The organism is Enterococcus avium ATCC 14025 (assembly GCF_000406965.1).
GTDB classification, from domain to species: domain Bacteria; phylum Bacillota; class Bacilli; order Lactobacillales; family Enterococcaceae; genus Enterococcus_A; species Enterococcus_A avium.
The window spans coordinates 207,306-224,268 of the sequence record NZ_KE136363.1 but is presented as its reverse complement, the minus strand read 5'-3'; the positions used below and the strand labels follow the sequence as shown (position 1 = coordinate 224,268).

The following is a 16,963-nucleotide window of genomic DNA, read 5'->3' as shown; positions in this document are numbered from 1 at the left end:
TCTCCCTCTAACTAAAATGGAAAATCATCGTCTTTATTTTTTGAATCATCCTTCTCATCAAAAAGTCCAGTCTGCTCTTTACGTTCTGTTTCATCAGGGGATATTTTTTCTGCTTCCTTACGCTCTGTTTCTATTGGTTCCGCCTCGCTCAGTCTTGTTTCTTCTATCAGATCATCGTTTTCATCCAATCTGAATACTTTTTCATCTGATGTAACGGCTGTTTGCATTTCAACGGATAGTATTCCCCATTTAGAAAGCATATTTCGAAGCACAGTTTTAATTGCCATTTGATTGTAGTTATCAACCCAAGCACCTGACAGTTTTTCTTTGTCTTTCCCCTTCGCATTCTTGATACGATGCGACTCAATCTCTTGTTTAGTCCAATAGACTGTTTTTTTGAATCCATTTAACAATTCAAAGAAACCAACATACCCAATGACCTTATCTGATTTCTTTTCGTTATAATCGAAGGTAAATTCTTCTGTTAATGGATTCCAATCAACGAGTTGACCTTCATAAACTTCAAGTGCATTCAATGCTTTATACTGCCCTGAGCGTTGAGCTAACTGAATGTAGCCTTTGTACCCAAGTATGAACTAACTGGGCCTCATTGTGAGTAATCCACTTGTTTCCTATCTTTTCGCTTCGATTAAACGGAACAATATATGCGTAACCAAGATTTTTATCAATTGGTAAATCCATTGTTGCTGCTTTTAGAGCAGAAGCAATAATTGTCATTGGTTCAGCTTTTGCTAAATAATTGTCACCGCCGACTAAAGTCATTAGAGATCCCATGAAAGAATCAGATTTTTCATGAAGAATATCTTGGAATTTCTTCTTCATTGTCGGTGTAGCCATCAAAGACTTAAAACCCAGTGACTGAGCATCAACTTCTTGTGTCTTTTGTTCAGTAAGTTGATTCTTGAGTGTGTCATTTGTTGCCATGTTAGTTAATCTCCTTTACTGCTAATTTTTTATAGCAAGATGTTTTATAAATTGATTGATCATTGGCTACTTCTGGATACTTCTTTTCTAAAAGATCTTTATTAATCGTTTTTCGATTAAATGACTTCCACGAAATTACTGATTTAGGAGTAATAGCAACTACCGCATTTTGCTTTCCCAACTCTGATGTGATTTGATTATCAATTTGTTGAATTTTCTTTTTTATCAAAACTTCATCATCCTTAAGTTGTTTCTTGGTCTCAATCAGTTCATCAAAGGTACTTGAAAGTGTAATCTCATTTTCGCCTTCTTCTGAATATCGTTCTTTAAGGAAATCGGTAGTTGCATCACTGCCATCTATTGATGGTTCAACTCCTTTTAAAACATTCACTTCCCAGAATTCAACTAATCGTTCCGTAATCATGTCAATCAAGGCTTGGTCACGATCGACCTTTTTCCAAATGAAACGTTGACCACCGATTAATACTGCTACATAAGCACAATCACGATTCAAAACATTCATATAATGTTGGATTTGACACAGGTAACTCATAGGAATCTCGTCGCCATCCCACTCTTTGGATAAAAAAGCATTTGCAGTTTTACATTCCAAAATCGCATTTTCTCCAACTACGTCACGATCAATATTTGCACGAAGAAATGGATGTAAAGGATGTTCGAAAACTTGATTCCGTCTTCGAACTTTTTTCCCAGTTCGTTCAGTGAATTCTTTTGCTACAACTTCTTCTAGTACATTTCCCCAATACGCTGGTTCACTGTCCGTCTCCTCAATTTCAATTTGACCAGTTTTCTCAAGCCATAGTTGATATGGAGCTTTCCATTTATTCAATCCTAGAATCGTAGCAACATCAGAACCACCAATACCTTTTTGACGATCCATCAACCATTCTGTTCTGGTCATGTCCAGTGTAGATTTACTCATCTTCAACCCACCCTTCCATATTTTCAGGATTATCTTCATCATTGGGGGTGTGAACATTTACAAAAACATGACACTCTGGGTCCGCCATTGCAGTATCGTAATCAAACATGTTATAATCCTCCTAGATAAACATTGATTTGGGACTTACTTTTGCTTGCCGGCGAGTAAGTCTTTTTTTATGTCTTTTCATAATCCCATCACCTTTTTACCAATCGTATTTACTCCTAGTAAAACTGGTAAAAGGATTATTGCTATTTTCCAGTAACCGACACAAACCGTTCCGAGCATTGCGCCTGTAAGTAAAACTTTTGCAGCTCTATATTCAGATTTCTGTTTTGCTACTTTGACTGGAACTGTTGGGACGTATTCAAAATCGTTTCTCATTTCTATGCCTCCTTCTTCATTTCAACGACATTTTGATTAATGGATGCTAACTTCCTACGCTTCTTTTCTTCAGCAATTATTTCTTCGAATTTCTTGCCTGCATTTTCAATTAGAAATCTTTCAGCTTCATATTTGCTTACTACCTTTTGTGAGCTAAACTGGATTGATTTAATCTGCCCCAGTGCCTCAAGAATATATATGTTCTCTTTTGATGTTCTATATTCAGTAGCAAGTTCTGGCAACGTATAAACAAGCATCTAATCATTCCTTTCTCTCGTTTCCGCTTCCTTAATGATTACTCTTGAATTGAAATTGTATCTATCGCAAACTGAGTTAAAAACCGCAATTTCTGATGAAATCTCATCTACAACTTCTAATAACCAGAGTTTTATTTCGCCTCGTTCTTCATGATTGATCTCCTCATCTGGTATCGAAAGTAAATCCCAAATCTCATACTTCTTTTCAACTTCAATCCGTTCCATTTCTTCTTTGTCTTGGCCAACCATTTTTGATAGTGGATGTGCATCTCGACGTTTTCGGTTTAAGGGTTTTGGTGTGTAGAACATTGCTGCAGCTATTTCGAAATCTGTATCCGGATTTTGCAAGTAATCAGCGATTTCAACAACTCTTTCTAATCCCATCGTTCGACGGCCATTTAGCATGTGACTTAGATTCTGTGCTGAAAAGTTCAGGTGATCTGCCATGACTCTTTGGTTCAAAGCCTGTTTGTCAACTTCCTGTCGAAAAATTGATGCAACTTGCTTTTCTGTTGATGAAACTCCCATACTTATCACTCCTTTTGTATTCAATTGTCATTTTTCATAGCAGTAAAACTGCTATAAACTGTTCATTAGAAGGAAAACATCATTTCTTCAATCAGACGATCATCCTGTTGACTCTCAACTTCATAAAGTTGATTGATAAACTGATCTGATTTTGTTTCTAAGTAGGCCTTCGATAAGCGATCACCTAGGCGTTTTAAAATGAACTCGATCTTTTCTTGTTTGGTCATTAGATCACCTCCTTGTCATTACCTTTTGGCAATTCTGCTTGCAAAATAAAAAGCTTGTCAAAATCAGCTTCCGACAGCGCAAAGGTATTAAGTAACTTTGCAATCATGTCATTACCTAAACCTCTACTCCCATTCATAATTCGATAAATAGTAGTTGGTGCAACTTCGAGTTTTTCTGCTAGACCATAAACCGATAAATCATACTGTTCCATTAGTTCCTGAAGAACTCCATTTTTTAAAACAATTTTCACACCTCTTCACCTCACTTTCGTTACCTTCTGGTAATACTATAACATCAGGATTACCTATTGGCAACACTTAATTACCAAAAAGTCAAATATTATTCGATTTTGTTACCAGTTGGCATTATTATAAATATAGAAATATAGAGAAGAGGGATTTGGATGGACTTTGGTTCACGATTAAAGGAATTACGATTGGCCAAAAAATATGGAGTAAATCAATTAGCTCTCAAATCAGGAGTCAGTTCTGCACAGATTTCTCGTTACGAAAACGGAAAAAGAAAAACCCCTCAAATTGATACTGTAAAAAAACTAGCAGATGCTCTTGATGTTTCTGTATCAGAACTTATTGGGAAGTGTTCAGAATCTGAAAGTAATGAGAGATTTACTCAAAAACAGTTGACTGTTGCCGCGCACATTGACGAAGATACATCAGAAGAAGATATGAAAGATATTCTTAATTTTATAGATTTCATAAAAAATCGAGATCACAAGCAGTAATTCATTTTAATGTCGGTAGGTGTTGTCAAATGTATAACTACGAAGCTTTAATGTCATGTTTTTCAAATTTGCAGTATAAATTTGAAAAACAGATGCCCGAAAAACAAAAGGGATTGTATGTCGACAATATAGTTTATCTCAATCCTAATCAATCAAGTGCCGAACTTAAAAGTACGATTGCAGAAGAAATTGCTCATCATTATACTTCAGTCGGTGACATATCAGACTATAAAAATCCTGAGTCAAGAAAACAGGAGCGAAGGGCACGGCTCGTAGCGGCTGAGATGACTGTCCACCCCTCCCTTTTGATCAAGGCTTATCAAAAAGGATGTAGAGAGTACTGGGAAGTTGCTGACGAGCTGGGAATAACCGTAGAAGCGTTAAGAGAGGCAATTGATCTTTTTAAACAAAAATATGGTGAAGGTTTTAGTTTTTTGAATTACAAGATTATTTTTGGAGCAGGTGATTCAATCAAAGTATTAAAACTAAAGCAGTGAAGTACATATAAATTTATATTTGTGATTTTGTATACATTAGGAGGCAGTTATGGAGACAGTGTTTACCCTTGTTTTTATCATTGGTTGTATTGGAGCTTGGTATTTTATAAAAAAGAGTCCGAATAAACGTAACAGAAATATCTCTTTTGGGTTGATAGCCTTATCAGCAATAATAATTGGTTTCATTCCAATAAGCGAGACTAAAGAGGTGACTTCTAAACCTGTAGAAGAAAAGAAAACTAAACAACAGAGTAGTGCCAAAATTTCAGATTTAGTTTTAGAGACACCTAAAGAAGTAACGTCTGATGATACCGGAGAAGTTAAAATATCAGGAAAAACGTCTCCAAATGCCGAAGTATCAATTGGATTGGGAATAGTTGGAGATAAAACAACAGCTGATAAATCTGGCGATTTCATGCTTCTTTATGAATTAAGCAGTCCAGAAACAACTCTAACAATAAATTCAAAACTTGACGGAAATTCAAAAAGTACCAAGATAAAAGTAAAAATGAATGGCAATGCACTTTCAGCACTTGAGGAAAAAGAAGCTGAAGAATCAAGAAAAGCTGAGTCAAAAAACTTGGAAAAGCAAAAGAGCGAAGAAAGCAAAGAAGCTGAACAAAAAAGAACTGAAGATAGTAAAAATGCTGAAAACCAAAAAAATAGTGATATCACACAACTTGCGGACGAAGCAACACCGCAACAATCGGATATCCTTACTGAATTGGCATTACAACAGTTTGACAAATCATACCCATATAAAGGAAGCAAACTTCATATTGCTATCGGAAAATTGCAAGATTGGACTCAAAAGGATGGAAAATGGTTTGCTAAATATGAAGCAACAATAGTAAATGCGTTTGATGCAAAAAGAAGTGCTAATGTTGAAGTAACTATTGAACCAGTATCGGAATCAAGTGGTTATGTTTCATTCCTTGATTATTAAAACAATTGGAGATGTTTTATATGAAAAAACTTACGATCGCATTCATACTCTGCTCTACCCTGCTCTTCTCAGCATGTTCGAGTGATAAGAAAGCTGATACGACTGATTCGACATCACAGCAAAAAATTGAGGTTAGAAAAACCAAGGATTCTAAGAAAAAGAAAGCTGCTGAGAAAAAGAAAGCTGCTGAGGAAAAGAAAGTTGCTGAGGAAGCAGAAAAGAAGAAACAAGAAGAAATTGCTAAAAAGGTCTCTGAAGCAGATACTGCCATGAAAGCTGCTGAAGCAAACTTAACTGATGAGACTTTAGCTGCTGCTAAATCAGCAATCGAAGCTATTCCAGATGGAAACAACGAACTAGCTAAACGACTTGAAACAGCTACAGCAAAACTAGCAGCAATAAAACAACAGGCAACCGTGCAAGCTCAACAACAAAGTCCTGTTCAAAATGATGCAGATGGTAACGGAATACCTGATGATTCTCCTTATAACAACACAACACCTGAAGAACGTGCTAGAGGTGCTCAAATGGAAGCTGATGCTCAAACTCGATATTGGGAAGCATATAATAATGGTGCGAATCCTGATGATGCTCTCGCTTATGCAGATGGTAGATCTGATAATTACAATCAACAACAAAATGATGCAGCCGCTCAAGTAGATCAATATCGAGCTGACTTCAAAGCACAGACTGGACGCGAACCTACATCAGGTGAAATTCAGAGTCAATGGTTGCAGGAACAAGGTATTCAGTAAAGGAGAATGATTGCGATCTTGGATTGGTCAAACAAAGTATACGGTGAGTTAAGCGAGTTCGAAAAATTTAAAGCCGATAAGTTGATTGAACAAGCTCTAGATAGCACGCACAATTATAAGGGAGAAGTTCCGAATGAACATGATAGAATGGTCATTCGCGATATGATTAGAAATAATCTTGCTTTATTGAATAGAGCCAGTAATAACTAGCAGCTCTTCCCCACCATCGTTGGCGATTTTGTTTAACTGGTGACTACTTCTACCTGCCATAATTGGGAGTTGAAATGAATTTTTTTGGAGGATGCAAATGGCAAACGTTTTAGCACTTATAGGATTTTTTGGATTTATTTTTGGGGTAATAAGATTAATTAGAGCGTTTTTCAAAAAAACACCTAAGAAACCTGAACTTTTAATTATTCTCGGAACTTTTATTGTCTTTTTCGCAGGGATTGCTTTACTAGAGCCACCTGAACAGAAGACAGCAGAAACAACTATTAGTAGTACTCAACAGAGTAAAACTGGAAACAAATCTTCATCCAGCTCTACTGAAACAAAAAAAGAACAAAACAAATCCTCGGATGAAAAGAATAAGCAACAACAAGCACTTATCTCTTTTAATGATCGAGTGAAGCAAGATAATAGTAATCTTGCAAATATGGAATACAATGGCACGCAAACGATTGAAGTCAATGATAATAATCCAACTTTTTCGGAAGATGATTTATCTTTGGCTAATAAAGCTTGGGAAAAATACGGGGATCTTGATCAACTAAACCGTGCTACTTCTGCCGAAGCCATGCTGAATCAATCATTGATGTCTACAGCTAAACGTGGAGATATTTCTAATGTTAAACCTACTGGATGGCATAATAAAAAAATTGGTAAAGGATATCTCTATAATCGTTCACATTTGATTGGCTATACCCTTTCTGGCGAAAACGACAACTGGAAGAATCTGATCACAGGAACAGCACAGTTAAATAATCCAGAAATGCTTCGTTATGAAATGGATATTAAGTACTATCTGGAAAAAAGTAAAGGTAACTATGTACGATACTCTGTTACTCCTGTATTCCGTGGTGATGAGCTACTTGCTCGTGGCGTTCATTTAATGGCCCAATCAATAAAATCTGACGACATTAAATTTAATGTTTATATCTTCAATGTACAAGATGATGTAACTTTGAATTATTCAGATGGAACAAGTCAAACTAAAAACGAAATTGCCGCAGCTCAACAAAAAGAAGAAGAAAGAAAAAATGCTGAAATCAAAGCTCAACAAGCTGCTGAAGAGCAACAGCGAATTGAAGCGCAAAAGCAAGCCGAAGCAGCGCAGAGCGAAGCAAATGAACAGCAAGCAGCCGCTACTCAAACAAATGGTCCAGAATACGTTGATGCTAACGGAAATGGTTTAATCAAAGGTTCCAACAATGGAATCTATCATGTTCCAGGCAGCCGGTATTACGACAAAACAACTAATCCAGCAGCTTGGTTTAAAACAGTTGATGAAGCTGAAAGAGCTGGATATCGAGCACCGAGAAATTAGTTCTACCCTCCCCACCTGGCGACGCCGGTTCGATTCCGGCTTGGGGAATATAATTATTTATTACGAGGAGATTATCTATGAAAATTAAGTTTACTGAAGTCAAAATTACTAGATTCAGGAATTTACTTGACCTACGGTTCAATCTTGGAAATCGAATAACTGTTTTTTCTGGACATAACGGTGTGGGAAAATCTAGTTTGATTTCTCTGATGGCATCTACAACTGGCACGAACGAGAAAAGGTTGGATGAGAAAAAATTTCAACCAGAATTCAACGATTATTTCACCATGGACTCTGATGAACCATTCAAAGAATACAAAATTGTTTGTGAATACGAAACTGATGATAACTTCAAGTTTGCAAAAAGAATTGGATTCAGAAATGATGAAGAGTTTAATCGAGGTATTCGTCCACTACCTAGAACTTCACCAAGAATTGATAGTAATCAAATGAAAAAAGATGCTACAGAAATATTAAGAAACAAACTCGGTATTACAGATTCAGCAAGGGTTCCTATTCCGACAGTTTATCTAAGTCTTGCAAGACTTTATCCTCCCGGTGAAACTGAAATCAAGTCTATAAATATGAGGAGCAATAACTATATTATTCAAAATGGACTTCATGAAAAATATATCGAATGGTATAACGAAGTGCTTCCTTATTCAATCACGGATAACAAACGAGTTCAAAATATGACAAAAGGGATTAATAATCGATCAAGAATTTTTGTTCCACTTACCCATGCTTCTTCAGAAACACAGTCTGTTGGACAGGATAACCTCGGTACAATTATAAATGCATTGGTAGATTTTTACTATTTAGCTCATTCATCTCCCGATTCTTATAAAGGTGGGATACTCTGTATTGACGAAATCGACGCTTCACTTCACCCTAGTGCTCAAGTAAGCTTATTAAATCTTTTAGATAAACTTAGCGTCGAACTAGACCTGCAAATTTTCTTAACTACTCACTCACTTACTATGCTAAAAGAAATTATTTTGAAAAAAGAAAAGAATCCTGTTGATTATCAGCTAATTTATTTGAAAGGAGTGAGTGTACCATCAATTATCAAATTCAATTCTTACAGACTTTTGAAAGCTGATTTATTCCAAGAACTAACCTTTAAAAAGCCTGAAATTAAGGTCTATTGTGAAGATGAATCAACATCAACTGTTTTTAAAGCATTAATTGATGCGGCAAAAAACCTTGAACTTGATTTCAAATTACCGCCTTACAAAATTTTGCCAATTTTCTTAGGATCTGAACAGCTCGAGAAGTTACCAAGAAGCGATACTCATTTTAGTAATGTCGCCATCATACTAGATGGTGATACAAATTCTAAAGAAAAAGTCAAAATCGAAGAATACATGAAAAACCCTACCATTATCCATGGGCTTACTCCAAGAAAATTTGAAAAAAATTTTGTTACACTACCTGGGTTCTTGTCACCAGAAGGTTTTCTTTACTCAATTATTTTTGATCTAGTAAAAAATGATAGGGATAACTACTTATTTTGGAGGACTCTTGACAAAGATCCTGAAACAACACTATATACTAGTGATAAAATAAGAGAGCAAATAATTATTAATGATTCCGAATTGTGCCTAAAAGCTCTAAAGGCAAATAAGGACAATATTTTTGAATTCACAGAAAAGTCAAAAATGTTAAATTATTATTACGTCAATAATAAACAAGAACTGGAAAACTGGATAAAGAAAGTACAAAAAGTATTTGACTTCGTTTCAAACAAAGTCATGGCGAGTCGTATTTAGTTTCTGGCCATTTATTAAAATTTTTGCTATCATAAATTCGAGGTGATGAACTTGCCACATACAAAGTCCCCATTACGATATCCGGGTGGAAAAACTCAATTATGGAAATTTGTTAAGTCGACAATAGATGCTAACAATATAACTAAACCAATCTATTGTGAACCTTTTGCTGGTGGTGCGGGAGTAGCCATTGAACTACTCCTAGGCGATTTTGTCGAGGAAATAATAATAAATGACTTTGATCCTGCAATTTATTCTTTCTGGAACATGATTATTAATCAAACTGAATCTTTTATTGATCTCATAGAAAAAACACCAATCACTTTAGATGAGTGGAAGAATCAAAAAACTCTATATCAAAAACATGGTAAAGATCCGAAATCCCTTCTTGGTGCTTTTGCAACTTTTTTTCTGAACAGAACCAATATTAGTGGGATTATTTCTGGTGGCCCAATTGGTGGACAGGATCAAATCAGTAAATATAAAATCGATTGTAGGTTTACAAAAGAAACTTCAATTCGGAAAATACGACAGATTGCGAATCAAAAACACAGAATTCACTTATTCAATGAAGATGCTGCAAACTTAGTAAACATTCTTAAGAAGTCATATCCTAAGGAGCGTCTTTTTACTTTTTTTGACCCGCCCTATTATGAACAAGGCCAATCACTTTATCTCTCATTTTATAATAAAGATCAACATAAGGTAATTAGAGACAAAATCATGGAAATGGATGATTTTTATTGGATACTAACATACGATAAAACACCTCAAATAGCAGATTTATATTCAAAAGCTAATAAATCTTTTCAATATTCATTAGTATACTCAGCAAATAGAAAACGTGTAGCCAATGAATATATTTTTGCTAGTTCTAAAACAAAATTAGTATCAACACAAACAGTGAAGTTACAATCAATATCAGGATAAGCCTTCGGGCTTTTCTTTCTACACCAAAAAGAACATACGTTTGTATTCATAAACATATTTACCTATACAAAGGAGAAAATAATCATGAACGGACACGTACGAAAAATTGGCAACAAATGGCATTATGTCATTGAAATGGCAAAAGTAGGCGGAAAACGTCAACGTATACAAAAAGGTGGATGGGATACAAAAACAGAAGCCCAAGAACATTTAAGAGAAGCGATGAATGAATACAAAAGAGGTGGAAAAATTGATTTAACAGATGTCAGTGTTTCCGATTATTTTGATTATTGGTTCGAAAACTATGTAGAAAAGAAATTGAAGTATAATACGCAAAAAAACTATAAAAATGTGATTGAAAAGTACGTAAAACCTGAAATTGGAAAATATCAGCTTCAATCAATTGGTCCAGCAAAGCTACAAGAACTAGTAAATAAACTTCCGGATGGATTTAGTAATAAACTCTCCAAACACTCAGTAGAAATTATTTTTACTGTCTTAAAAGGAGCTTTTCGCCGTGCAGTTTTCCCATATCAACTAATTAACAATAATCCGATGGAATATGTAGAGATGCCTGCTTTTGAATCGAAGCCAAAGCAAACTCGTGATGATATGAAGATTATAACAATGGATCAGTACTTACAAATCTTAGACAATACTCCCCCCTCCGATTCTTTCCATATTCCTTTAGTAATAGCGTTTCATACGGGACTAAGACGCGGTGAGGTTTGTGGTTTAACCTGGGATGATATTTCTTTTGAAGATCAAACAGTGACTGTAGAAAAGATTATGCTACAAGACAAAACGGGTATACAAATAGGAACACCCAAAACGCAAGCCAGCTATCGTACGATCAGTATTGACGATATGTTGACTGCAGAGTTACGCACACATAAAAAAAGACAAATGGAAAACAGAATGCGTTACGGGAAATTCTATTATGATAGTACGTTCGTATGTACTAAAGAAAACGGCGAACCTGTGACTCCGAACTCAATAAAATGGTCAGCTAGCAAGATTAAAAAAAATTTTGGAATCAATTTCAATTTCCACTCCCTTAGACACACTCATGCAACCATGCTTTTAGAGGATGGTGTAAAACCAAAAATTGTTCAAGAAAGACTTGGCCATTCTCGAATTTCTACTACTATGGATAAGTATGTTCATGTGACGAAAAAAATGCGAAATGAAGCCGTTGATATTTTCGCCCAACGCCTTCGCCGTTCAATGAACTAAATTTGCTCGTTTTCATAAAAAATGTTCGCCCAATAAAACCTCTGGGCGAACAACGGGCGAATATTTATGAAAATCACAATCATTTTTAGAATTATTTTCAAACAAACCCTTATTTCTTCTTAGGTTCATCCTCATCCATTTTCAGAACAGCCATGAATGCCTCCTGAGGGACTTCAACGGAGCCAATCTGTTTCATCCGTTTCTTCCCTTCTTTTTGTTTCTCTAACAATTTCCGTTTTCGAGAAACATCCCCGCCGTAACATTTAGCCAATACATTTTTACGTAAAGCTTTGATATCTGTACGGGCAACGATTTTGGTACCAATAGTTGCTTGGATCGGTACTTCAAACTGCTGACGTGGGATTAAGGTCTTCAATTTATCCACGATTGCACGGCCACGTTCTTGGGCGAATTCGCGGTGAACGATAAAGCTTAAGGCATCGACTTTTTCAGCATTCAATAGAATGTCCATTTTAACTAAGCGGCTTTCGCGATAATCAGCCATTTCGTAATCCAATGAGGCATACCCTTTTGTACTTGATTTTAATTTATCAAAGAAGTCAAAGACAATTTCCGACAATGGAATATTGTAAACAACATTCACGCGATAATCATCTAGATAATCCATAGTAATAAACTCGCCACGTTTGCGCTGAGAAAGCTCCATAACAGCACCGACATAATCATTTGGTACCATAATATTAGCTTTCACGAAAGGTTCTTCTACGTTTTGAATTTTTGATGGATCAGGAAAATCTGAAGGATTATCCACAATCAACTGCGTGCCGTCAGTCAAGTTTACATGGTAAATAACGGATGGTGCCGTGGTGATCAATTCAAGATTAAATTCACGCTCCAGGCGTTCTTGAACTACATCCATGTGTAGCAGACCTAAGAAGCCGCAACGGAAACCAAAGCCTAAAGCTTGTGAGGTTTCTGGTTCGAATTGTAACGCCGCATCATTTAATTGCAATTTTTCTAACGCTTCTCGCAAATCATTATAACGAGAGGTATCAATCGGATAGAGACCACAGAACACCATCGGATTCATTTTACGATAGCCAGCCAAGGCTTCTGCTGCTGGATTATTCGCAAGTGTCACGGTATCCCCAACGCGCGTATCTTGGACAGACTTAATGCTGGCAGTAATGTAGCCGACGTCTCCTACCATCAAATAATCTCGTTGAACAGCTTTCGGTGAAAAAACTCCAACTTCTGTTACATCGAAGGTTTTGCCGTTACTCATCAATTGAATCTTATCTCCGGGACGGACAATTCCATCCGTAATACGAACGTTTAAGACAACGCCACGATAGCTGTCATAAACGGAATCAAAAATCAACGCTTTTAATGGCGCATCTAAATCACCACTTGGTGCAGGAACATTCGTTACGATTTGCTCTAAAATCTCGCTAATCCCGATGCCTGTTTTGGCACTAGCAAGAACCGCATCTTCCGCATCAATTCCAATCACATCTTCGATTTCCTTACGAACTCGCTCTGGATCAGCGGCTGGTAAATCGATTTTGTTAATGACTGGCAAGATTTCCAAATCGTTGTCTAACGCTAAATAAACATTCGCTAGTGTCTGGGCTTCAATTCCCTGAGCCGCATCAACAACTAAAACTGCACCTTCACAGGCGGCTAAGCTCCTGGATACTTCATAGGTAAAATCGACGTGTCCTGGCGTGTCAATCAAATGGAAAATATAATTTTGACCATCATTAGCAGTATAATGCAACTCGACCGCATTCAATTTGATTGTAATTCCACGTTCACGTTCAAGATCCATTGAGTCTAGCAATTGCTCCTGCATTTCACGGGAACTTACAGTATTCGTTTGTTCTAAGATTCGGTCAGCCAATGTCGACTTCCCATGATCAATATGCGCAATGATCGAAAAATTTCGAATCATCTGCTGGCGTTTCTTCATTTCTTCTATATTCATCAATGTTCCTCATTTCTTTTAATCAGCACTGTCAATTATACCAACGATCGGAATAGAAAAAAAGTCTTTTCCCCTATTTCTAAAAGTCAGTAAGAGAAATATCATGCTTGTTTTGCTATACTTAGAATATAGATTAATTTGAGGCTGAATTCTACTAGCTATTTAATCAGTTTAGTGGAATAACTCATATAATACTATTTTTAGGAGATGAACGTATGGATAGTGACTTTAAGGAACAGCTCGTCTTAAAGCCTGTAGGTGAGGAACACTTAGCGCAATATGATGAGCTGCTTAGTTATGTCTTTCAAGTGACAGAAAGTGATATTGAAAATAGCGGATACGAGAATAAAAGAGAAATGGTGCGGGCGAAAAAGCCGGTCTTAGAACAATCGAAAGTTTTTGGCTGGTTCCATGGTGATAATTTGATTTCCCAGATAGCCATTTATCCTTGTGAAGTAAATATTCACGGGAAGCTTTTCCAAATGGGCGGCGTTACTGGTGTTGGAACCTATCCCGAATATGCCAATCATGGCTTGATGAAGGATTTAATCAAAAAGGCTTTAGTCCAAATGCGTGAGGATCAACAATGGATTTCCTACTTGTATCCTTACAACATCCCATATTATCGCCGTAAGGGTTGGGAAATTATGTCTGACAAGCTTAGCTTTAAAATCAAAGACACCCAGCTGCCAAAACAAGTTGACCTGCCAGGAATCGTCGAGCGTAAGGAAGTCGATGATCCTGATGTTTATCAAGTCTATCATGAATTTGCCTTAAATAATCACGGGGCGATGATTCGAAAGGAATTGAATTGGGAAGAGTATTGGCGATTTGAAAATGAAGAGGAACGTATCGCCGCAATTTACTATAACGCTGATAAAAAACCGACTGGTGTGTTGTTTTATTGGATTTCTGACGAGGTTTTCCATATTAAGGAAATGTTCTACTTAAATCAAGAAGCACGCAATGGCTTATGGAATTTTATTAGCGCGCATTTTTCGATGGTTTATTGGGTCAAGGGCGATATTTTTAAAAATGAACCCCTCTCCTTCTTATTGGATGACAGCGAAATCACCGAGACAATTGCTCCTTTCTTTATGGCGCGGATCGTTGATGTAAAAGAGTTTTTATTGGAATACCCATTTGAAAAATCAGTCGAACCCTTCTATTTTGAGGTGGAGGACCCCGTTGCTGAATGGAACAATGGCATTTTTGCCCTTAGCTGGAATGACGCAGATGAGTTAACTATTTCCGATCAGCCTCAGGGAAGACGAATCGCGCTGAATATTCAAACCTTGACCTGCATGCTGATGAATTATCGGCGTGCTGCGTATCTCGCGCGAATTGAGCGGCTTGAGGCCGACAAAAAAGCAATTGAATTATTAGAAACAACAATCCCAGATATGGAGGCTTATTTTAGTGACTACTTCTAAACACATTTATTTTGCTGCATCGCTATTTGCACAAAGCGACTTACTTTATAACAAGTATTTAGTTGAAAAAATTCGAGAAATTGATTCAACGCTCACCGTTTATTTACCTCAGGAAAATGAAGGAATTAATGATAAATCAGCGTATGCTGACAGTAAGATGATCGCGCTTGCCGATACTGAAGAGGTTTTAAAAAGTGATTTGATGGTGGCGTTGTTAGATGGATTGACCATTGATGCAGGTGTTGCTTCTGAAATCGGCGTTGCTTACGCGAAAGGCATTCCTGTTATTGGATTGTATACAGATTCTCGTCAACAAGGCGCGGATAATCGAAAGAAGTTAGAGGCGTTGCAAACACCTGCAGAAAATCAATTTCATTACTTAAATCTTTATACCGTTGGATTAATCAAATTAAACGGCACAATCGTTAGCACTGAAAAAGTGTTGTTAGAGCAAATCCAATCTTTTATAGAAGGTAGTGAGTTCCATGAATTATAAAAAATACCGTTTGGCTCTTTTGATTTTTGGAGCAATCTGTTTGCTCTACAATATTTACGAATTTGTGATTGGTAAATACTCTACTAAACAAGGAGTGATTTTCGTAATCGAGTGTTTAGCTGGGATTGCTTTGATTTTCTTGCCAGAAATCATTACGAAATTATTCAAAATCGTTTTACCTGAAAAAATTATTTATTTTTATTGGTTCTTCTTAGTGATTTCTGTCTTTTTAGGAACTTCTCTGCACATGATCTCGATCATTTCCTTCTGGGATAAGATCCTGCATACCGTGAGTCCAATGGTCTTGACGGCGCTTGGCTATGGCTTGATCGGATATTTCATGAAGGATGCTGATATCAGCAAAACATCACCTTGGCTATTCTTGTTATTTGGTTTCGCCTTTGCAGGTCTTTGCGGCGTTTTCTGGGAGTTCTGGGAATTTCTTTGCGATACCGTTGCGGATATGAATCTTCAACGATATGCAACTTCTGCCGGGAAACTATTAGTCGGACGTGAGGCACTGATGGACACGATGGGAGATCTCTTGACCAATACGATTGGTGCGGTCTTAATGGGAATTTACGCACATGTTCAAAGTCGCGGAGATGCCGCTCACTTTGAAGAATATCGTTTGAAAAAGATCCGTAAGTAAAAAAAGATTGCAAACCGTTTTTAATGCGGTTTGCAATCTTTTTATTTATCGTCAGGATGGATATTTTCTTTCATCGTATAAGAGTCCAAGGTAATTTTAATGATTCCTGTACGCTTCAGCATACCTTCTGGAATTTCATCAAACTCAGCCCCTTTTGCCGCATGATCCATCAATAAATGCAAGGCTTTCCTTCTTTCCTCTAAATCATCTAAAAGCTCAGCCTTTCCAAAGCCAATCAAGCTTTGATACGCATAGGAATAGGATGCGGCGTTTCTTGTTCCTTCAACTAATTTGTGGTTGCCATCCATTTCTACTGCTACTTTAGGATCGTTTTTGATCATGGAGACTTTCTTACCTTCATTCGCACCGTGAACATAAAGCGTTAATTTCTCCTCGTTCCATTCATACCCAAAGTTCACTGGAACAACATAAGGATAATCCTCACCGTTCAAGGCAATTCTTACAACCTGTGATTTTTCGACTAAGTTTTTGATTGATTCTAAATCTGTAACTTGTCTTTTTTTTCTTCGCATCATTTTTTCTCCACCTATCCAAATTCTTTACTCTAATCATAATAGATTAGAATTCAAAAAGAAATCTTTTTTTAGTTCCAAATACTGAAAATTGATAGACAGCGGTTTGTCTTTTTTAGTAGTAAAAACCTTTTCTAATCAACGATTTTACTCTTTTTTTGTGTGATTTTTTGTACTAAAATAGCAACTGTA

20 protein-coding genes and 1 pseudogene are annotated in these 16,963 nt (G+C 36.6%); 12 read left to right on the top strand and 9 right to left on the bottom strand.

Features of this window, described 5'->3' with window-relative positions:
- Window positions 1-11: 11 nt before the first annotated feature.
- From OMU_RS22880 to OMU_RS11215, 7 genes and pseudogenes are all read right to left on the bottom strand, one after another.
- Window positions 12-945 (bottom strand): annotated as a pseudogene (locus OMU_RS22880) (recombinase RecT).
- A 1-nt stretch (window position 946) separates the two neighbouring features.
- A complete protein-coding gene (locus tag OMU_RS11235; RefSeq protein ID WP_016180038.1) occupies window positions 947-1,888 on the bottom strand; it encodes a YqaJ viral recombinase family nuclease in 942 nt (313 codons plus the stop codon).
- Between the two features lie 186 nt (window positions 1,889-2,074).
- Window positions 2,075-2,272, bottom strand: a complete 198-nt coding sequence (locus OMU_RS11230) for a hypothetical protein (RefSeq protein WP_016180036.1) — start codon at window positions 2,270-2,272, stop codon at window positions 2,075-2,077.
- Window positions 2,273-2,274: 2 nt separating this feature from the next.
- Window positions 2,275-2,529, bottom strand: coding sequence for a hypothetical protein (locus OMU_RS11225; protein ID WP_016180035.1), 255 nt, complete (start codon window positions 2,527-2,529; stop codon window positions 2,275-2,277).
- On the bottom strand, window positions 2,530-3,057 hold the full coding sequence (locus OMU_RS11220; protein WP_016180034.1) for a helix-turn-helix domain-containing protein: 528 nt from the start codon (window positions 3,055-3,057) through the stop codon (window positions 2,530-2,532).
- Between the two features lie 65 nt (window positions 3,058-3,122).
- Entirely contained in the window at window positions 3,123-3,284 is a 162-nt protein-coding gene (locus OMU_RS23390; protein WP_016180033.1) for a hypothetical protein, read from the bottom strand.
- Complete coding sequence (locus OMU_RS11215) at window positions 3,284-3,535, bottom strand: helix-turn-helix domain-containing protein (RefSeq protein WP_016180032.1); 252 nt, start codon at window positions 3,533-3,535, stop codon at window positions 3,284-3,286. The genes OMU_RS23390 and OMU_RS11215 overlap by 1 nt, the downstream gene beginning before the upstream one ends.
- A gap of 153 nt (window positions 3,536-3,688) precedes the next feature.
- On the opposite strand from OMU_RS11215, the gene OMU_RS11210 reads away from it, so the two are divergent.
- From OMU_RS11210 to OMU_RS11170, 9 genes are all read left to right on the top strand, one after another.
- Complete coding sequence (locus OMU_RS11210) at window positions 3,689-4,027, top strand: helix-turn-helix domain-containing protein (protein WP_016180031.1); 339 nt, start codon at window positions 3,689-3,691, stop codon at window positions 4,025-4,027.
- Between the two features lie 29 nt (window positions 4,028-4,056).
- Window positions 4,057-4,524 carry an ImmA/IrrE family metallo-endopeptidase gene (locus OMU_RS11205; protein WP_016180030.1) on the top strand — a complete coding sequence of 156 codons (468 nt, stop codon included), beginning with the start codon at window positions 4,057-4,059 and terminating at the stop codon, window positions 4,522-4,524.
- 49 nt (window positions 4,525-4,573) lie between these two features.
- Window positions 4,574-5,470, top strand: coding sequence for a YPYG domain-containing protein (locus tag OMU_RS11200; protein ID WP_016180029.1), 897 nt, complete (start codon window positions 4,574-4,576; stop codon window positions 5,468-5,470).
- A 20-nt stretch (window positions 5,471-5,490) separates the two neighbouring features.
- Window positions 5,491-6,225, top strand: a complete 735-nt coding sequence (locus OMU_RS11195; RefSeq protein WP_016180028.1) for a hypothetical protein — start codon at window positions 5,491-5,493, stop codon at window positions 6,223-6,225.
- 6 nt (window positions 6,226-6,231) lie between these two features.
- Complete coding sequence (locus OMU_RS11190; RefSeq protein WP_233421642.1) at window positions 6,232-6,435, top strand: XRE family transcriptional regulator; 204 nt, start codon at window positions 6,232-6,234, stop codon at window positions 6,433-6,435.
- Between the two features lie 97 nt (window positions 6,436-6,532).
- Window positions 6,533-7,771, top strand: a complete 1,239-nt coding sequence (locus OMU_RS11185) for a DNA/RNA non-specific endonuclease (protein ID WP_016180027.1) — start codon at window positions 6,533-6,535, stop codon at window positions 7,769-7,771.
- 77 nt (window positions 7,772-7,848) lie between these two features.
- The gene (locus tag OMU_RS11180) at window positions 7,849-9,543 is read left to right on the top strand and encodes an ATP-dependent nuclease (RefSeq protein ID WP_016180026.1); all 1,695 of its coding nucleotides are present in this window, start codon (window positions 7,849-7,851) and stop codon (window positions 9,541-9,543) included.
- A gap of 51 nt (window positions 9,544-9,594) precedes the next feature.
- Window positions 9,595-10,473, top strand: a complete 879-nt coding sequence (locus OMU_RS11175; protein WP_016180025.1) for a DNA adenine methylase — start codon at window positions 9,595-9,597, stop codon at window positions 10,471-10,473.
- An 84-nt stretch (window positions 10,474-10,557) separates the two neighbouring features.
- On the top strand, window positions 10,558-11,709 hold the full coding sequence (locus tag OMU_RS11170; protein ID WP_016180024.1) for a site-specific integrase: 1,152 nt from the start codon (window positions 10,558-10,560) through the stop codon (window positions 11,707-11,709).
- A 109-nt stretch (window positions 11,710-11,818) separates the two neighbouring features.
- Here OMU_RS11170 and lepA read toward each other — a convergent pair whose 3' ends face one another.
- Window positions 11,819-13,657 (bottom strand): translation elongation factor 4, encoded by a 1,839-nt coding sequence (gene lepA / locus OMU_RS11165; RefSeq protein WP_016180023.1) that lies wholly within the window; start codon window positions 13,655-13,657, stop codon window positions 11,819-11,821.
- Between the two features lie 215 nt (window positions 13,658-13,872).
- On the opposite strand from lepA, the gene OMU_RS11160 reads away from it, so the two are divergent.
- The 3 genes from OMU_RS11160 to OMU_RS11150 are packed head-to-tail and all read left to right on the top strand — an operon-like array spanning window position 13,873 to window position 16,238.
- On the top strand, window positions 13,873-15,090 hold the full coding sequence (locus OMU_RS11160; RefSeq protein ID WP_016180022.1) for a GNAT family N-acetyltransferase: 1,218 nt from the start codon (window positions 13,873-13,875) through the stop codon (window positions 15,088-15,090).
- Window positions 15,077-15,586: a nucleoside 2-deoxyribosyltransferase gene (locus OMU_RS11155; RefSeq protein ID WP_016180021.1), complete on the top strand. Its 510-nt coding sequence runs from the start codon at window positions 15,077-15,079 to the stop codon at window positions 15,584-15,586. Before OMU_RS11160 ends, OMU_RS11155 begins: the two co-directional genes overlap by 14 nt.
- The gene (locus OMU_RS11150) at window positions 15,576-16,238 is read left to right on the top strand and encodes a DUF2238 domain-containing protein (protein WP_016180020.1); all 663 of its coding nucleotides are present in this window, start codon (window positions 15,576-15,578) and stop codon (window positions 16,236-16,238) included. The genes OMU_RS11155 and OMU_RS11150 overlap by 11 nt, the downstream gene beginning before the upstream one ends.
- A gap of 41 nt (window positions 16,239-16,279) precedes the next feature.
- Here OMU_RS11150 and OMU_RS11145 read toward each other — a convergent pair whose 3' ends face one another.
- Complete coding sequence (locus tag OMU_RS11145; RefSeq protein ID WP_034877160.1) at window positions 16,280-16,771, bottom strand: pyridoxamine 5'-phosphate oxidase family protein; 492 nt, start codon at window positions 16,769-16,771, stop codon at window positions 16,280-16,282.
- Between the last annotated feature and the right edge of the window lie 192 nt (window positions 16,772-16,963).